Raw genomic sequence first — 16232 nt, forward strand, 5'->3', positions numbered from 1 at the left:
TCGCGCGACCGCCCGGGGTGCGCTGCAGGGGCGCGCCCCGGGCGGTTGATCAGTACACGCGGTCATCAGATCATATCGATTCAGCACACGGACTCAACCGACCAGTTGACGTTCCGTTGTGCAAACCGAACCCTCTGCATCCGTACAACTGCACATGAACAGTCGCCATTCACCCCAGAGCGACCTCCACGTCCCGCTCGACCTCCGCCGGATCGAGACCCGCGTCACGCACCACCCGCACCGCCAGCCCACCACCTTCACGCAACAGGCCGAGCAGCAGGTCACCGGCCTCCAGCCGGCGGCTCCCCCGGCCGACGGCCGCCTGCAGGGCCAGCGTCAGGGTCTTCTTCGCGCGGTCCGTGAACCGGATCGCACCCCGGCGCCGGTTCGTGGACGGTCCGGGCGCCGGATCGAGCGCCCCCGCCCCGAAATTCGCCTCGACCGCCTCCCGAACCGCGGCGAGGTCGATGCCGATCGCCGCCAGCGCCTGCCCGTCGACCTCGCCCCCGGGGCCGCCGAGCAGCCGCAGCACCGCCCGGCGGGCGGCCTCCTGGTCCAGCCCGGCGTCGACGAGGACCGCCGCGGCCGGGTCCGGCCTGCGGCCGAGCACGCCGAGCAGCAGGTGCTCGGTCCCGACGTACGGGTGCCCCATCCGCTCGGCCTCCAGCCGGGCCAGGGTCACGACCTGGCGAGCACCCTCCGAAAATCGCTCGAACATGGTCAGTCCTCTCCGATTCCCGACAGCTTGCGCGCGTACTTCTTGTGCACGGCCTGCCGGGTGACCCCCAGGCAGACCGCGATCTCGTGCCAGGACCAGCCCCGGCCACGGGCATTGCCCACCTGGAGCTCTTCCAGCCGGTCCGCCAGGTCCCGCAGGGCCCGCACCGCCCGCAGCCCGACGGCCGGGTCGCTGCCGCCCGCGGCCTCCGCGAGTTGCTTCGTTTCGCTCATGATGTCAACCTAGGTTGACGACCCGGATGTGTCAACCCTCGTTGACAACCCTGCCGCACCCGTGGCCCACCCCAGCGCCAGCCCCTTCAGCGTCCCCTTCCCCGAGACGGCCACCCGGCCCCCACCCAAGCCGTGCAGCGCGGAGATCCGCCGGCCCACCGGCTGCCGCCCGAGCACCCGGCCGTCGGCGTCCAGCCTCAGCAGCGACCCGCCCTCGTCGGCCACCACGAAGCCACCGCCGACCTCGGCGACACCCCACGCCGACGCGCGACCGCCGGCCACGGTCCACAGCCGCCGTCCGTCGGCCGGATCCACCGCCACCCACCCGGCCCGCCGCTCCCGGAGCCACAGCACCGCGCCGCACAGCTCGGGTGCCCGAGCCGCCAGGTCCGCGTCGTGCGAGAACCAGCTCCCGGCCGTCCCCGCCGAACGCCGCAGCAGCACCAACGCCCGCGGGTCGCACCGCACCACGCAGCGGTCGGGGTCGAGCGCGGTGAACACGGGCTGCAACTCCGCGTCCGCCACCGCCCCGTGGGCTGCCGCTCCGGGCAGGCGCCCCCGGGCGAGCTCCGCGCCGGTGCGCGGGTCGACCAGCCACACATCGAGGCCCGAGCCGCACAGCACCCCGCCGCCCCAGACAGCGGGTGCCCCGTACGCACGGGCTCCGTTCCGCGCCACAGCGGCCGCCCGTCCCCCAGGTCGAACGCGGCGAGCGGGGTGTATCCGCGCCACCCGCCGACCAGCACCACGCCGTCCGCCACCACCAGATGACCGGTGTGCCGGGGCAGCCGGGCGCTCCACACCACCGTTCCGTCGGCCAGGTCGCGGCAGTCCAGGGTGTCCGGCGCCTGGGGCAGCACCAGGCACCGCCCGTCGGCGACCACCACCGCGCGCAGCCAGGTCCCCCCGGGCACGTCCCAGCGCGGGGCCCCGTCGCCCGCGTCCAGACCGACCAGCCGGGTCCGGCGCTCGTGCACCACCACCAGGCCATCGCCCGCCGCCACCGCCGAGTGCGCCCCCGACTGATGAAGTGCCCGCTCCCAGAGCGTCTCCACGATCATGCACCCACCCCACCACGGCGATCGCCGGAACGGGGCGGCCGGGCAGGGCCCGGGCGCCGGACAGCAGAACGGGAGGGACCGGCCGAAGCCGATCCCTCCCGTGCGACGTGGTCGCTCACCCGCGCGAGCCCCGCGAGCCGTCCCAACCGTCCGAGCCGTCCCAACCGTCAGTACCGGTCACCCGGGCCGGTCCGGCCCCGGGCGGTCCGGTGTCGGTCAGCTGCAGCCGCTGGTCGAGCCGCAGCCCTCGCAGAGGTAGCAGCTGCCGGCCCGCCGCATCTTCGTCCCGCAGGAGAAGCACAGCGGTGCGTCGGCGCTCAGGCCGAGCTGGATCTCCGCCAGTTCGATGGAGTTGTGCGCCTTCGCGGTCGCCGGGGCGACGGCCTTCGGCTGCTCGGCGGCCGGCTTGGGGGCGGCGGCCAGCGGCGCCGACTGGGCCAGGCCCTCGACGTCCAGGTCCTCCTCGACGGGCTCGTAGGAGCCGGTGTCCAGGTGGCGCTGGCGCTCCTCGACGGAGTGGATGCCGAGCGCGGAACGGGTCTCGAACGGCAGGAAGTCCAGCGCCAGGCGGCGGAAGATGTAGTCGACGATCGACTGGGCCATCCGCACGTCCGGGTCGTCGGTCAGACCGGCCGGCTCGAAGCGCATGTTGGTGAACTTCGAGATGTACGTCTCCAGCGGGACGCCGTACTGGAGGCCCACGGAGACCGCGATGGAGAAGGCGTCCATCATGCCCGCGAGGGTGGACCCCTGCTTGGACATCTTCAGGAAGACCTCGCCGAGGCCGTCGTCCGGGTAGGAGTTGGCGGTCATGTAGCCCTCGGCGCCACCGACCGTGAAGGAGGTGGTGATGCCGGGCCGGCCCTTGGGCAGCCGGCGGCGGACCGGGCGGTACTCGATGACCTTCTCGACGGTCTTCTCGGCCGCCGGGGCGGCCCCGGCCACCGCGGCCGCCGGGGTCTTGGTCTTCGCCGAGAGCGGCTGGCCGACCTTGCAGTTGTCGCGGTAGATGGCCAGCGCCTTGACGCCGAGCTTCCACGCCTCGAAGTAGATCTCCTCGATCTCCTCGACGGTGGCCGCCTCGGGCATGTTGACCGTCTTGGAGATCGCGCCGGAGATCCACGGCTGGATCGCCGCCATCATCCGCACGTGGCCCATGGCGGAGATGACCCGCTCGCCCATCGCGCAGTCGAAGACCTCGTAGTGCGCGGGCTTCAGGCCGGGGGCGTCGACCACGTTGCCGTGCTCGGCGATGTGGGCGACGACCGCCTCGATCTGCTCGTCCTGGTAGCCGAGGCGCTTCAGCGCCCGCGGCACCGTGCCGTTGACGATCTGCATCGAGCCGCCGCCGACCAGCTTCTTGAACTTGACCAGGGCGAGGTCGGGCTCGACACCGGTGGTGTCGCAGTCCATCATCAGGCCGATCGTGCCGGTCGGGGCGAGCACCGAGGCCTGCGCGTTGCGGAAGCCGTTGTGCGCGCCGAGGCGGAGCACCTCGGCCCAGGCCTCGGTGGCGGCGGCCCACACCGGGGCGTCCAGGTCGTCGACCGCGACGGCCGCCGCGTTGGCGTCCGCGTGCTGCTTCATCACCCGCTGGTGCGGGGCCGCGTTGCGGGCGTAGCCCTCGTACGGGCCGACGACGCCGGCCAGCTCGGCGCCGCGGCGGTAGGCGGTGCCGGTCATCAGCGAGGTGATGGCACCGGCCAGCGCGCGGCCGCCCTCGGAGTCGTAGGCGTGGCCGGTGGCCATCAGCAGGGCGCCGAGGTTGGCGTAGCCGATGCCCAGCTGGCGGTAGGCGCGGGTGGTCTCGCCGATCTTCTCGGTCGGGAAGTCGGCGAAGCAGATGGAGATGTCCATCGCGGTGATGACCAGCTCGACCACCTTGGCGAAGCGCCCGGCGTCGAAGGTGTCGTCGTCGTTCAGGAACTTCATCAGGTTGAGCGAGGCGAGGTTGCAGCTGGAGTTGTCCAGGTGCATGTACTCGGAGCAGGGGTTGGACGCGTTGATCCGGCCCGACTCCGGGCAGGTGTGCCAGTGGTTGATGGTCGAGTCGTACTGGATGCCCGGGTCGGCGCAGGCCCAGGCGGCCTCGGCCATCTTGCGGAACAGCTTCTTGGCGTCGACGGTCTCGATGACCTCGCCGGTCATCCGGGCCCGCAGGCCGAACTCGGTGCCGTTCTCGACCGCGGTCATGAACTCGTCGGACACCCGGACCGAGTTGTTGGCGTTCTGGTACTGGACGGAGGTGATGTCGTCCCCGCCGAGGTCCATGTCGAAGCCCGCGTCGCGCAGCGCGCGGATCTTCTCCTCCTCCTTCACCTTGGTCTCGATGAAGGCCTCGACGTCCGGGTGGTCCACGTCCAGGACGACCATCTTGGCCGCCCGGCGGGTCGCGCCGCCGGACTTGATGGTGCCGGCCGAGGCGTCGGCGCCGCGCATGAAGGAGACCGGGCCGGAGGCGTTACCGCCGGAGGAGAGCAGTTCCTTGGAGGAGCGGATCCGGGAGAGGTTCAGGCCGGCGCCCGAGCCGCCCTTGAAGATCATGCCCTCTTCCTTGTACCAGTCGAGGATCGACTCCATGGAGTCGTCGACGGCCAGGATGAAGCAGGCGGAGACCTGCTGGGGCTGCTTGGTGCCGACGTTGAACCAGACCGGCGAGTTGAAGCTGAAGACCTGGTGGAGGAGGGCGTGGGTCAGCTCGTGCTCGAAGACCTCGGCGTCCTGCGGGGAGGCGAAGTAGCCGTTCTTCTCGCCGGCGGCGCGGTAGGTCAGCACCACCCGGTCGATGATCTGCTTCAGGCTCCACTCGCGCTGCGGGCTGCCGACGGCGCCGCGGAAGTACTTGGAGGTGACGATGTTGACCGCGTTGACCGACCAGAAGTCGGGGAACTCCACGCCGCGCTGCTCGAAGTTGACCGAGCCGTCCCGCCAGTTGGTCATGACGACGTCGCGCCGCTCCCAGCTGACCTCGTCGTAGGGGTGCACGCCAGGGGTGGTGTAGATGCGCCCGATCCGCAGGCCGCCCTCGGGGGCCTTGCCGGCCGCCTTGGTCGCCTTGCCGGCCTTCGACCCGCGCGCGGAACCGCTCGTCGTGTCTGTCACTTCTGGTCCTCCTCCTGGGCAAACGCCCTGGGCGCCCCGAACCTTCCGGGCACCACTGGTTCGCTTCTCCTGGTGTGCGGGCAGCCGGTCGGCCGGCCGCCGTGCACCTTTTACTACGGTTTGTGCGCGTTCTTCGGGCGCGCGGGGGCCCCGGAGGGCCGCAAGGGTACGGCCGCCCGCTAGGGGGCGGCGGCGGGGACCGGCACGGGTGCGCAGTCCTCCGCGTCGCGGGGCCGCTCGACGCGCAGCTCCGCGATGGCGGCCTCGAAGTCCTCCAGACCGTCGAAGGCCTTGTAGACACTGGCGAACCGCAGGTAGGCGACCACGTCGAGCTGCTTCAGCGGCCCGAGTATGGCCAGACCCACGTCATGCGTGGAGAGCTCGGCGCTGCCGCTGGCCCGCACGCACTCCTCGACCCGCTGGCCGAGCTGCGCCAGTGCGTCCTCGGTGACCGGCCGGCCCTGACAGGCCTTGCGGACGCCCGAGATCACCTTCTCCCGGGAGAACGGCTCGGTGACACCACTGCGCTTGATGACCATCAGAGTGGCCGTCTCCACGGTGGTGAAACGGCGGCTGCAGTCCGGGCACTGACGGCGACGGCGGATCGAACTTCCGTCATCGCTGGCGCGGCTGTCCACCACGCGACTGTCCGGGTGCCGGCAGAAGGGGCAGTGCACCTGAGGACTTCCTCCCTGGCGGCAAGACATCGGACTCCGACACTCTACCGGACCACAACCTGTGGGTACGAGCGAGGAGACTAGCCACTAGATCTGGGAGTCGAGGCGCGACGCGCCGGAACGGGTCGAGATCCCTGCGCGGAGCGGAATACACTGTTCGGGTCGAACATTTAATCGATGTACACCCAAAGCCTTGATCGAGTCAGCTAACTCCTTGATAATTCACTCGAACGTGTGTTTGGCGCAACCTTTCGATAGGTGCACCAGTTGAGCTGCACAAGGGAGAACGCCTGTCGAATGAGGGCCGCCATGAACACGGTAGAAGCAAGGACCGCCATTCCGGTGCAGGAGCGCTCTGCGCGCACCGCGGACCAGAGCATGGACCACAGCATGAGCCAGAGCCAGCCGATCGAGCACGCCTCGGCGCAGGACGCCGTGCTCGTCCCGACCGCCCCGCCCCGCGCGATGCCCGGCCGCCCCCCGGGCATCCGCACCGACGAGGCCGGACTGACCGAGCGCCAGCGCCGGGTCATCGAGGTGATCCGGGACTCCGTCCAGCGCCGGGGTTACCCGCCGAGCATGCGCGAGATCGGCCAGGCCGTCGGCCTGTCCAGCACCTCCTCGGTCGCGCACCAGCTGATGGCGCTGGAGCGCAAGGGCTTCCTGCGGCGCGACCCGCACCGCCCGCGCGCCTACGAGGTCCGCGGCGTCGAGGTCGCCCGGCCGAACACCGCGGAGACCGCCGGCCGGCCCTCCACCTCGTACGTGCCGCTGGTCGGCCGGATCGCGGCCGGCGGCCCGATCCTCGCCGAGCAGACCGTCGAGGACGTCTTCCCGCTCCCCCGTCAGCTGGTCGGCGAGGGCGAGCTGTTCGCGCTCACCGTCCGCGGCGACTCGATGATCGAGGCCGCCATCTGCGACGGCGACTGGGTCACCGTCCGCCGCCAGCCGGTCGCCGAGAACGGCGACATCGTCGCCGCGATGATCGACGGCGAGGCCACCGTCAAGCGCCTCAAGCGCGAGGACGGCAAGATCTGGCTGATGCCGCACAACCCCGCGTACGAGCCGATCCCGGGCGACAACGCGACCATCCTGGGCAAGGTCGTGGCGGTCCTGCGCCGCCTCTGACGGACCCGCGCACCACCCCCGGGGGCTCCGGGCCGCACCCACCGCGGCCGGGGCCCCCGCGGCATTCCCCGGACCGGGGGCGCGCCCCGCGGGGGCGCCCCGGCTCAGGTGGTGGGCGTCGTCGTGCGCTTGGTGACCGGGCGGACCGGTGGGGCGGAGGCGTCGATGGCGGCGAGCGAGCGGCGGACCTGGTTGCGGTCGGTGGTGTACCAGAAGTCCGGCATGGAGGACCGGAAGTAGCCGCCGTACCGGGCGGTGGCGAGCCGCGGGTCGAGGACCGCGACGATGCCCTTGTCGTCGGCCGCGCGGACCAGCCGGCCGGCGCCCTGCGCCATCAGCAGGGCGGCGTGGTTGGCCGCGACCGCCATGAAGCCGTTGCCGCCGCGCTGTTCGACGTCCTTCTGCCGGGCGCTCATCAGCGGGTCGTCGGGCCGCGGGAACGGGATCCGGTCCATCACCACCAGCTGGCAGGCGGAGCCCGGTACGTCCACGCCCTGCCACAGCGAGAGCGTGCCGAACAGGCAGGTGGTGGCGTCCGAGGCGAACTCGCGGATCAGCTCGCCGAGGGTGTCCTCGCCCTGCAGCAGGATCCGGTTGTCGAGCCGCCCGCGCAGCGCCTCGGCGGCGGCCTGGGCGGCCCGCATCGAGGAGAACAGACCGAGGGTGCGCCCGCCGGCCGCGCCGATCAGCTCGGTGAGCTCGTCCAGCATCTCCGGCCGGTCGGGCTCGCGCCCGGGCGCGGGCAGGTGCTTGGCGACGTAGAGGATGCCCTGCTTGGGGTAGCTGAACGGGGAGCCGACGTCGATGCCGCGCCAGTACGGCGGGGCATCCTCGCCCTGTTCGGGCTCGGGTTCGGCGGCCGAGCGCTGGTCCGGCAGGCGGCTCTCGGCGGGCAGACCGAGCGAGCCGGCCACGCCGTTGAAGTCGCCGCCGAGCTTGAGGGTGGCGGAGGTGAGGACGACCGAGCGGTCCTTGTAGAGGTTCTCCCGCAGCAGCCCGGACACGCTCAGCGGGGCGACCCGCAGCGAGGCCGCGCCGAGGCCGAAGCGGTCGGCCCGCTCGATCCACACCACGTCGTACTCGGAGTCCTGGAGCAGCCGGTCGGCGGTCTCGTGCAGGGTCTCGGCGGAGGCCATCGCCTGCTTGCGGACGGCGTCCTCGTCGCTGAGCGAGCGGTCCCTGGTCTCGCCGAGCGAGGTGATCACCTGGCGGCAGGCGTCCCGGATCCCGGCGACCGCGTAGGCGAGGTACTCGGGGAGTTCCTCGACCCGGCCGGGCTGGGCGGTCTCCATCAGGCCGTGGTAGTTCTCGGCGGCGGCCTGGAGGGCGTCCACGGCCTTCTCGTTGGCGAGCTTGGCCGCCCGCCGCACGGCCCGGTTGACGGCGTGCACCGACAGCTCGGCGGTGGCGGCGCCGGTCACCCGGTTCACCAGCTCGTGCGCCTCGTCGATGATCAGCAGACCGTGCTCGGGCAGCACCGGGGCGCCCTCGATGGCGTCGATCGCCAGCATCGCGTGGTTGGTGACGACCACGTCGGCGAGCTTGGCCCGCTCGCGGGCGGCCTCGGCGAAGCACTCGCCGCCGTACGGGCAGCGGGTGGCGCCCAGGCACTCCTTGGAGGTGACCGAGAGCTGGGCCCAGGCCTTGTCGGAGACGCCCGGGGTGAGGTCGTCGCGGTCGCCGGTGTCGGTCTCGCCGGCCCACTCGCGCAGCCGCAGCACGTCCTGACCGAGCTTGCCGGACGGTCCGCCGAGCGCCTCGACCGGGTCGAACAGGCCCTCGCCCTCGTCCGCCGGGGTGCCCTCGTTGGCCCGGTGCAGGCAGAGGTAGTTGGAGCGGCCCTTGAGCATCGCGAACAGCGGGCGGCGGCGCAGCACCGGGTGGAGCGCGTCCACCGTCCGGGGCAAGTCCCGCTCCACCAGCTGGCGTTGCAGCGCCAGGGTGGCGGTGGCGACCACCACGCGGTCGCCGTGGGCGAGCGCGGGCACCAGGTAGGCGAGGGACTTTCCGGTGCCGGTGCCGGCCTGGACGAGCAGGTGCTCGCCGGTGTCGACCGCGGCGGAGACCGCCTCGGCCATCCTGACCTGGCCGGGCCGCTCGACGCCGCCGACGGCGGTGACGGCGGCGTGCAGCAGCTCCGGGAGCCGGGAGGCGGGGACGGCGCCCGGCAGGTCGTCCGGGGCTTCGTCGGCCGGTGCGTCGTCGCCCGGCCCGGTGAGGGATGCGGAGTCGTTCGTCATGACGGGCCAAGCCTACGGGGCGGGAGTGACAATCCGGGCCCGTTGGACGGGCAGCCCGATCGGGGCCGCGGGGTGGAGCGCGTTGTCGACCTGGCCGTGGACGGCGGCGTGCGGGCGCTCGGGCCGGTCGCGGTAGCCGTCGAGCAGCAGCCGGTTGCGGTTGAGGCAGAGCCGGTCGATCCGCGGGGTGAGCAGGTCGAAGAGCGCGAACCGCTCGGCGAGCTCCGGGAAGCGCCGCTGGTGGGCCAGTACCTCCTCGCGCAGCAGCGCCCAGAACTGCGGCTCGGGCACCCGCAGCTGCTGCTCGAACAGCGCCGCGAGGTAGCGGTACACCCCGATGAACAGCCCGGCGTGCAGGAACTGGCAGAGCTGGTCGGGGCGCTGGCGCAGCAGGACGCCGGCCACCTCGGGCGGCAGCCGCTCCAGCTCGGGCAGGTCCTGGTCGGTGAGGTTGATGTCGTCGACGAAGTCCTTGACGGCGAGCCGGACCGGGACGTCGTGCTCGTCGAAGAGCAGGATCGCGTTCTCGCCGTGCGGGGAGAACACCGTGCCGTAGCGGTACAGGAAGTGCAGCAGCGGCGGCAGCATCACCGCGAACAGCCGCTGCAGCCAGGCGGTGGGGGTGAGACCGGAGCGGGCGACCAGTTCGGCGGCGAGGGCGCGGCCGTCGGAGCCGGTCTGCAGCAGCGCGGCCAGGGTGCGGCCGCGCTCGCCGGGTTCCAGGTGGCCGTCCAGGGACTCCCGCCAGATCGCGCCGAGCAGCTCCTTGTACTGGTAGGGCGCCTCGGGGAGATCGCGGTAGAGCGGGTGGTCGACGGTGACGGAGGCGATCTCGCCGAGCAGGACCACCCGGCACTCCTCGCGCAGGAACGGGTCGCGGTCCCGGATGCCGTGCACCCAGGCCGTGACGGCGGGCGCGGCCAGTGTGCGGTCGGTCGGCAGGCCGCGCCAGACCAGGGTGTTGAGGACGGAGAGCGGCAGCTTGACGGTGCAGCGCTCGGGCCGGGTGAGGTTGAAGAAGCTGCGGATGGACTGCTGCGGCAGCCGCAGGTCGCCGTCGCCGCCCAGCGGGACGATCCGGCCGTCGGCGATCCAGGGCGCGAACAGCGGCACCACCACCTCGTCCCACTGCCAGGGGTGGACCGGCAGCAGCAGGTACTCGCCGGCCCGGTCGCCGAGCGGGGCGCGCAGCCGGTCCGGGGCGTCGAGCTCGCGCTCGTAGAGGTCGGCGGCGCCGCGGAACTCGGCGAGGCTGCGGTGCACGGCGATCCAGGGCAGCTCGGCGGGGGTGCGGGCCTCGGGCGCCCAGCGGGCGGCGTCCTGGGCGGAGAAACCGATCCGGCCCTTGTTGGGCACGATCCAGGGGTGGCCGCTCTGCCGGCCCTCCAGTTCGACGTGGCCGAGTCCGGCGAGTTCGGCGGCGGTGAGTTCGGTGCCGAGCAGGCGGGTGTCGGCGATCAGGGTGGCGGTGAGTTCGCGGACCAGGTGGCCGGCGGTGTCGCCGGTCAGGCCGAGCAGGTGCCGGGCCCGCTGGACGAAGCGCAGCGGGTCGGCGTCCCCCTCCGGCGGGCAGTGCACCGAGTCCGGGTCGACCTGCCAGCTGCCGTACGCGCCGCGGCGGGCCCGGAACCGGTAGGCGGCGCCGGGGAGTTCGAGGACGTACCGGTCGCCGTCCCCGGGTCCGTCCGGTACCGGGGTGATCAGCTCCTCGTACGCGAACTCGCCGAGCAGTTTGGCGAGCAGCCGCCGCCCGGCCCGCTGCCAGTGCTCCTGGGTGAGGTGCGGAGGCAGCCTCAGTGGCTGCTCAGCGGATGGCTGCGGCACGGTTCTCCTCCTGGGGTCGAGGGAGCAGGGCGGCGGTGGGCGGGGCGAAGCTGGTCCAGGCGGTGCGGGTGGGCAGCTGGTGGACCGGCCTTCCGGCGACGGCGTTGAGGATGACGGCGGCGCGGTGGGCGCCCAGACCGAGGTCCGGGGCGCCGACCCCATGAGTGTGCAGCTCGGCGTTCTGGACGTACAGGGCGCCGGTGAGACCCGGGCGGGTGGCCACCCGGTGGTCGGCGTCGACCCGGTAGCGGCCCTGGTCGTCCCAGTCGATCAGGGCGGCGATCGGGTCGAGCAGCGCGGGGCGGACGGCCCGGTAGCCGGTGGCGAGCACCACCGCGTCGGTGCGGACCAGGTGCTGGACACCGGAGTCGGTGTGCCGGCAGCGCAGCTCGAGTCCGCCGCAGGGGCCGGCCTGGGCGTCGGTGACGGCGGTGCCGGGGACGATCTCCACCGGGTCGGCGTCCAGCGGGCACCCGACGGTGCGCTCGTAGAGGTGGTCGTGGACGGCGGCCAGGGTCTCGGCGCTGGCGGCCTTGTGGAGCTGCCACTGGGCCGGTACCAGGCGGTCCCGGGTGTCGGCGGGCAGGCCGTGGAAGTAGCGGGTGTAGTCGGGGGTGAAGTGTTCCAGGCCGAGTTTGGAGTACTCCATCGGGGCGATGGCCCGGCTGCGGGTGAGCCAGCGCAGCCGGGTGCCGTCGTCGCCGCGGGTGCGCAGCAGGTCGAGGAAGACCTCGGCGCCCGACTGGCCGGAGCCGATCACCGTGATGTCGCGGGCGGCGGCCAGGGCCGGCCGCTGCTGCAGGTAGTCGGCGCTGTGCCGAACCATGGGGTGGCCGGCCAGCCCGGCGAAGGCCTCGGGGCTGACCGGCCCGGTGCCGACGCCGAGCACCACGGCGCGGGCGTGCAGCGGCCCGGCGGCGGTCTCGGCCCGGTAGAGCCGCTCGGCGGCGTCCCAGTGCAGGGCGGTGACCTCGGTGGCGAAGCGGCAGTTGGGCAGGCGTTCGGCGGCCCAGCGGCAGTAGTGGTCGTACTCGCGGCGGGGCAGCTGGAAGCGCTCGGCGAAGTAGAACGGGAACAGCCGCTGCTGGTCGCGCAGGTAGTTGAGGAAGGACCACGGGTTGGTCGGGTCGACCAGCGTGACCAGGTCGGCCAGGAACGGCACCTGCATCCGCGCGCCGTCGACCAGCATGCCGGGGTGCCAGCGGAACTCCGGCCGGGCCTCGCAGAACAGCGTGCGCAGGCCGTCGGCCCGGTCGGCGAGTGCGGCGAGGGACAGGTTGAAGGGGCCGATGCCGACACCCAGGAGGTCGTACGGATCGGGCTGCGGGTTGTCCATGCCATCCAGTTCGGGGAGAGGGGTCGGGGCCGGGGCGCGGATCGGCCGGGTGCGGCCGGCCGGAACGGCGGTCAGCCGGCGCGGCGGCGGACCATCAGCGCGGCCCGTTTGCCGGGCAGCCGCAGTTCGGCGGCCTGGTCGAAGCCGGCCCGGTGGAAGGCCCGCACCGAGGGGGTGTTGCGCAGGTCCGGCTCGGCGACCACCTGCTCGCAGGCCGGGCGGCGGGCCAGGATCCGGTCGGCCAGTGCGGCCAGCAGCAGGCTGCCGAGTCCGCGGCCGCGCGCCTCGGCGGGGCCGAGCAGCAGGTGCACGCCGGTGTCGTGCGGACGGGCCGGGTAGTGCAGGGCGAGCGGGTCGAGATCGGCCCGGTAGACCTCCCAGTAGCCGATCGGGACACCGTCCAGCAGGCCGAGGCATGGGACGCTGCGGCCGTCGCCGTCGAGTTGGGCGCGCAGGTGCCGGGCGGTGGTGGCGGGTGGCCCGGCCAGCTCCCAGTAGGCGTCCACGGCCGGGTCGTTCATCCACCGGGTGAGCAGGGCGAGGTCGGTGGCCGGGCGGACCGGGCGCAGCCGGAACTCGCCGGCGGCGGTGGGCATCGGCCCCCAGTGGGCGACGCCGTCCAGCGGATCGGACGGCGGATCGGACGGCGGGCCTGTGGGCGGGCCGATTGGCGGCGGGCCGGTGGGTGGGCCGGTGGGTGTCACGCCACCGCCACCGGGTTGGCGATGGTCACGTAGACGGACTGGGTCTCGACCGGGCCGACCAGTTCGTCGAGGCCGTGCAGCCGGGTGAGCAGGTTGGCCTTGCAGCGCAGGGTCGGCGAGTCCAGCAGGTGGGCGGGGAGTGAGGAGCCGGTGGCGGCCGCGGCGGGCCCGGCCAGGAAGGTGCGCACCACCGCGAGCAGGGCGCCCTCGTCGGCGAGGCCCTGCGAGCCGAGTCCGCCGACCAGCCCGAGGAGGTGGTTGATGCCCAGGTAGTAGGCGAACCGCTCGTCGGCGACCTGGTCGGCCACGAAGGTGTCGCTGTGCGCGCCGAGGCCGGGCAGCCGGGCGGTGAGGCGCCGCTCGTGCGAGGCGCGGTAGTAGTAGCCCTGGTTGTCCCGGTAGCGGCCGCCGACCGGCCAGCCGGCCGCGTCGAGCAGCGCCAGGCTGTTCTGCTGGTGGGCCTCCAGCGCGATGCCGGCCCGGCCGTCGAGCCACAGCACGGGCAGCACCACGGCGTACAGGTAGCGCCGCAGCCACTCGGCGGTGACGGCGGGCAGCGCGTCGCCGGTGCGGGCGGCCAGCTCGCGCAGGATGTCGGAGAGCTGGGAGTGCATCCGCTCCAGCGGCTGTTCGGCGATCAGGCCGGCCACGCACAGGGCGCGGTCGGCGGGGCCGAAGGGCTGCCGGCGCAGCACGGTGTCCAGGCCGCCCGGGTCGCCGAGCGCGGGGTGGTCGACGCCGATCCAGGCGGGGTCGCGGACGATGTCGAAGCCGGGGTGCGCGGCCCGCCACTCGGCGCCGAGGCCGGCCTCCAGCAGCCGGTGCACCTCCAGGCCGCGGTGCAGTTCCTTGCGGAGGTTCTCCCGGCGGGAGTTGGTGATCCGCAGCGCGAGCGAGAGCTTGAGCATCCACGGGGTGCCGGGGCGGCAGACCGTACGGACCGAGGAGGTGGGGTGCCAGGGTCCGCCGTGCTGGCCGAGGTCGTGCAGCAGACCGGCCTCGAGGAGCCCGGCGACGGCCGGGCGCCGGGCCAGCTCCCCGGCCTGCCAGGGGTGCAGCGGGAGTGCGGCGGTGCCGGGCGGCAGCAGGTCGGGGCGGCCGAGCAGCCGGGCGGTGAGCGCTTCGGCGGGCTGCCCGGCGGAGTCGGCGGCCAGCAGTTCCCGGTCGACGGCGTACCAGTGCAGCCGGAAACTGCCGTCGAGTTCGGGCGAGTACGCGGCGCTCTGTGCGGGGGCGAGGCCGTCGCGGCTCTTGGGGGTGGGGTGCAGCGGGTGGCCCAGCAGCAGGGACTGCTCGGTCCGCAGGAACGGGGTCGGTGCGGTGGCGGGGGCGGCCCTGCGGTGGGCCAGGAACTCGGCGGTGCGCCCGGCCGAGTCGGCCACCCGGGCGGCGAGGTCGGCGATCTGCCCGGCTTCGGGACGTTCGGCGGCGGCGCCCGCCAGCAGGGCGGCCACCGTGACGGCGTCCACCGGGCTGCGCGTCCCGCTGCCGGCGGTGACGGTGATCCGGCCGAACCGGTGCCAGCCGCAGCGCGACCAGTGCCGGACCGGTGCGGTCAGTTCAGCGGCCCCGCCGAGGACGGCGATCCGCAGCCGTCCGTCGCCGTCGGGGCGGGCGCCGGTCTCCCGGGTCCAGCACCGCAGCAGGCTCTCGGTGGCGGCCTGTTCGGCGGCGACGGCCGGGTCGGGGTGGAGCAGCGGGTCGGGGTCGAGCACCGGCTCCCCCGGGACGGCCGGTACGGCCGCAACGGCCGGGTGGAACGGTACGGCCGGCGGGGCTCCGGTGAGGGCGGTGCTCAAGGCTGCTCCTTCGGACGGGCTGGAGTACAGGTAAGGGCTACCTATCCCGCCTGCGCGAGCACAAGATCGGGTCACTCCTTCCGGTGAATGACGACCCATCACTCAGCCCTGCGGGTGACCGCCGTCACCCTGATGGCGGTAGGCAGTCACGAATCGGTGACCACTCGTCAACAGCCCGACACGGCCCGCCCCGCCGCCCCGGCCGGATGGGAGACTGCCCCGGGGGAACGTCGGCCGAGGATCCGGGGGCAACGAGACGATGGCATCGATACGCCGCGGGGCGGGCGCCGCCGCGCTGGCCCTCGCGGTCCTGGTGACCGTCCCGGCCTGCGGCCCGGACGGTGACGGCACCCGCGCCTCGGGCCTGCCCCGCAGCTGGGACGAGCTGAAGCACTGGCGTTTCGAGGACTGGGACCGCTGGGCCTCCCGGCACGTCTTCCGCAACCCGGAGGCCGGCGGGGTCTGGGACCCGGACACCATGGGCGGCGCCCCGGCGCAGCAGCCCTCCCCGGCCTCGGCCGCACCGCCGTCCGCACCACCCGGCGGCCCCACCACCGCCGCTGCCACCACAGCCCCCACCGGGACCGCCACCGCCTCCGCCGGCCCGGCCGCGTCCCCCGTGCCGGCCGTCGTCGAGGCCGTACCGGTGCCCCGCCCGTACACCCAGTACGCCGCCTCCGGGAAGGTCTTCATGACGGCGCCGGCCGGCGGCACCGGCCAGTGCTCCGCCACCCTGGTCGCCGACCCGGCCCACCCCGGCAGGAGCAACCTGGTCTGGACAGCCGCGCACTGCGTGCACGAGGGCAAGGACGGCGACTGGTTCAAGAACATCATCTTCGTGCCCGCCTACAACAGTTCGGGCGCCGCCAGCGGCGGCCGGAAGGCGACCCTGCCGGAGGTCGCGCCGCTCGGCCAGTGGTGGGCGGACCGGGTGATCACCTCGCCGCAGTGGACGGCCGAGGGCGGGCACTCCGGCAACTCGGCCAACCAGTACGACTTCGCGGTGCTCAAGGTGCACAACCCGGACGGCTCCGGGAAGTCCCTGGAGGAGGTGGTCGGCACCGCGGTCCCGGTCTGGTTCGACGCCCCGCGCGAGAAGCTCTCGGTCTCCGCCTGGGGCTACCCGGTCGGCCGCCCCTTCGACGGCCAGGAACTGGACCGCTGCGACGCCGGCCCGCCGGGGCAGCTGTCCTTCGACCCGGCGCGGCCCGCGATGCTGACCATCGGCTGCACCATGACCTCCGGTGCCAGCGGCGGCGGCTGGTTCGCCACCGGGCCGGACGGCCGGCAGGCGCTGGTCAGCAACACCTCGATCGGCACCCTCGACCACACCTCGCTGAACGGCCCCTACCTGGAGAGCGTGGCCCGCCAGGCGCTCGACTACCTCTCCAGGAAGTAGCCCGCCCACCC

Annotated in this window: 12 protein-coding genes and 1 pseudogene; 2 read left to right on the forward strand and 11 right to left on the reverse strand. The window is 73.5% G+C overall.

Features of this window, described 5'->3' with window-relative positions; genetic code table 11:
• Positions 1–169: 169 nt before the first annotated feature.
• From AA75_RS07470 to nrdR, 6 genes and pseudogenes are all read right to left on the reverse strand, one after another.
• The gene (locus tag AA75_RS07470) at positions 170–718 is read right to left on the reverse strand and encodes a Clp protease N-terminal domain-containing protein (RefSeq protein ID WP_033819011.1); all 549 of its coding nucleotides are present in this window, start codon (positions 716–718) and stop codon (positions 170–172) included.
• Between the two features lie 2 nt (positions 719–720).
• A complete protein-coding gene (locus AA75_RS07475; RefSeq protein ID WP_033819012.1) occupies positions 721–951 on the reverse strand; it encodes a hypothetical protein in 231 nt (76 codons plus the stop codon).
• Positions 952–960: 9 nt separating this feature from the next.
• Complete coding sequence (locus AA75_RS49110) at positions 961–1629, reverse strand: PQQ-binding-like beta-propeller repeat protein (protein WP_082526320.1); 669 nt, start codon at positions 1627–1629, stop codon at positions 961–963.
• A gap of 14 nt (positions 1630–1643) precedes the next feature.
• Positions 1644–2012: pseudogene (locus AA75_RS53925) on the reverse strand (PQQ-binding-like beta-propeller repeat protein); the annotation flags it as partial.
• A 216-nt stretch (positions 2013–2228) separates the two neighbouring features.
• Positions 2229–5114, reverse strand: coding sequence for a vitamin B12-dependent ribonucleotide reductase (locus AA75_RS07485; RefSeq protein ID WP_033819014.1), 2886 nt, complete (start codon positions 5112–5114; stop codon positions 2229–2231).
• 179 nt (positions 5115–5293) lie between these two features.
• A complete protein-coding gene (gene nrdR / locus AA75_RS07490; RefSeq protein ID WP_033819015.1) occupies positions 5294–5791 on the reverse strand; it encodes a transcriptional regulator NrdR in 498 nt (165 codons plus the stop codon).
• Between the two features lie 378 nt (positions 5792–6169).
• Between nrdR and lexA the strand changes: the two genes are divergently transcribed.
• Positions 6170–6919, forward strand: a complete 750-nt coding sequence (gene lexA / locus AA75_RS07495) for a transcriptional repressor LexA (protein ID WP_033819042.1) — start codon at positions 6170–6172, stop codon at positions 6917–6919.
• Positions 6920–7023: 104 nt separating this feature from the next.
• Here the strand turns inward: lexA and AA75_RS07500 are convergent, their stop codons facing one another.
• The 5 genes from AA75_RS07500 to AA75_RS07520 form a co-directional block, all read right to left on the reverse strand.
• Positions 7024–9159 (reverse strand): ATP-dependent DNA helicase, encoded by a 2136-nt coding sequence (locus tag AA75_RS07500; RefSeq protein ID WP_304441486.1) that lies wholly within the window; start codon positions 9157–9159, stop codon positions 7024–7026.
• 12 nt (positions 9160–9171) lie between these two features.
• Complete coding sequence (locus AA75_RS07505; protein ID WP_233288953.1) at positions 9172–10983, reverse strand: IucA/IucC family siderophore biosynthesis protein; 1812 nt, start codon at positions 10981–10983, stop codon at positions 9172–9174.
• Positions 10964–12319 (reverse strand): lysine N(6)-hydroxylase/L-ornithine N(5)-oxygenase family protein, encoded by a 1356-nt coding sequence (locus AA75_RS07510; protein WP_033819016.1) that lies wholly within the window; start codon positions 12317–12319, stop codon positions 10964–10966. The genes AA75_RS07505 and AA75_RS07510 overlap by 20 nt, the downstream gene beginning before the upstream one ends.
• Before the next feature lie 71 nt (positions 12320–12390).
• A complete protein-coding gene (locus AA75_RS07515; protein WP_033819045.1) occupies positions 12391–13128 on the reverse strand; it encodes a GNAT family N-acetyltransferase in 738 nt (245 codons plus the stop codon).
• The gene (locus AA75_RS07520; RefSeq protein WP_233288956.1) at positions 13020–14738 is read right to left on the reverse strand and encodes an IucA/IucC family siderophore biosynthesis protein; all 1719 of its coding nucleotides are present in this window, start codon (positions 14736–14738) and stop codon (positions 13020–13022) included. The genes AA75_RS07515 and AA75_RS07520 overlap by 109 nt, the downstream gene beginning before the upstream one ends.
• Before the next feature lie 343 nt (positions 14739–15081).
• Between AA75_RS07520 and AA75_RS07525 the strand changes: the two genes are divergently transcribed.
• Positions 15082–16221, forward strand: a complete 1140-nt coding sequence (locus tag AA75_RS07525) for a serine protease (RefSeq protein ID WP_033819018.1) — start codon at positions 15082–15084, stop codon at positions 16219–16221.
• Positions 16222–16232: the final 11 nt, after the last annotated feature.

It is taken from the genome of Kitasatospora sp. MBT63 (assembly GCF_000710465.2).
GTDB lineage: Bacteria > Actinomycetota > Actinomycetes > Streptomycetales > Streptomycetaceae > Kitasatospora.

What these genes read in the sequence shown, in the direction of transcription:
- AA75_RS07470 (WP_033819011.1), bottom strand. Translation starts at nt 718, where the DNA reads ATGTTCGAGCGATTTTCGGAGGGTGCTCGCCAGGTCGTGACCCTGGCC.
- lexA (WP_033819042.1), top strand. Translation starts at nt 6,170, where the DNA reads ATGGACCACAGCATGAGCCAGAGCCAGCCGATCGAGCACGCCTCGGCG.
- AA75_RS07510 (WP_033819016.1), bottom strand. Translation starts at nt 12,319, where the DNA reads ATGGACAACCCGCAGCCCGATCCGTACGACCTCCTGGGTGTCGGCATC.
- AA75_RS07525 (WP_033819018.1), top strand. Translation starts at nt 15,082, where the DNA reads ATGGCATCGATACGCCGCGGGGCGGGCGCCGCCGCGCTGGCCCTCGCG.
- AA75_RS07475 (WP_033819012.1), bottom strand. Translation starts at nt 951, where the DNA reads ATGAGCGAAACGAAGCAACTCGCGGAGGCCGCGGGCGGCAGCGACCCG.
- AA75_RS07500 (WP_304441486.1), bottom strand. Translation starts at nt 9,159, where the DNA reads ATGACGAACGACTCCGCATCCCTCACCGGGCCGGGCGACGACGCACCG.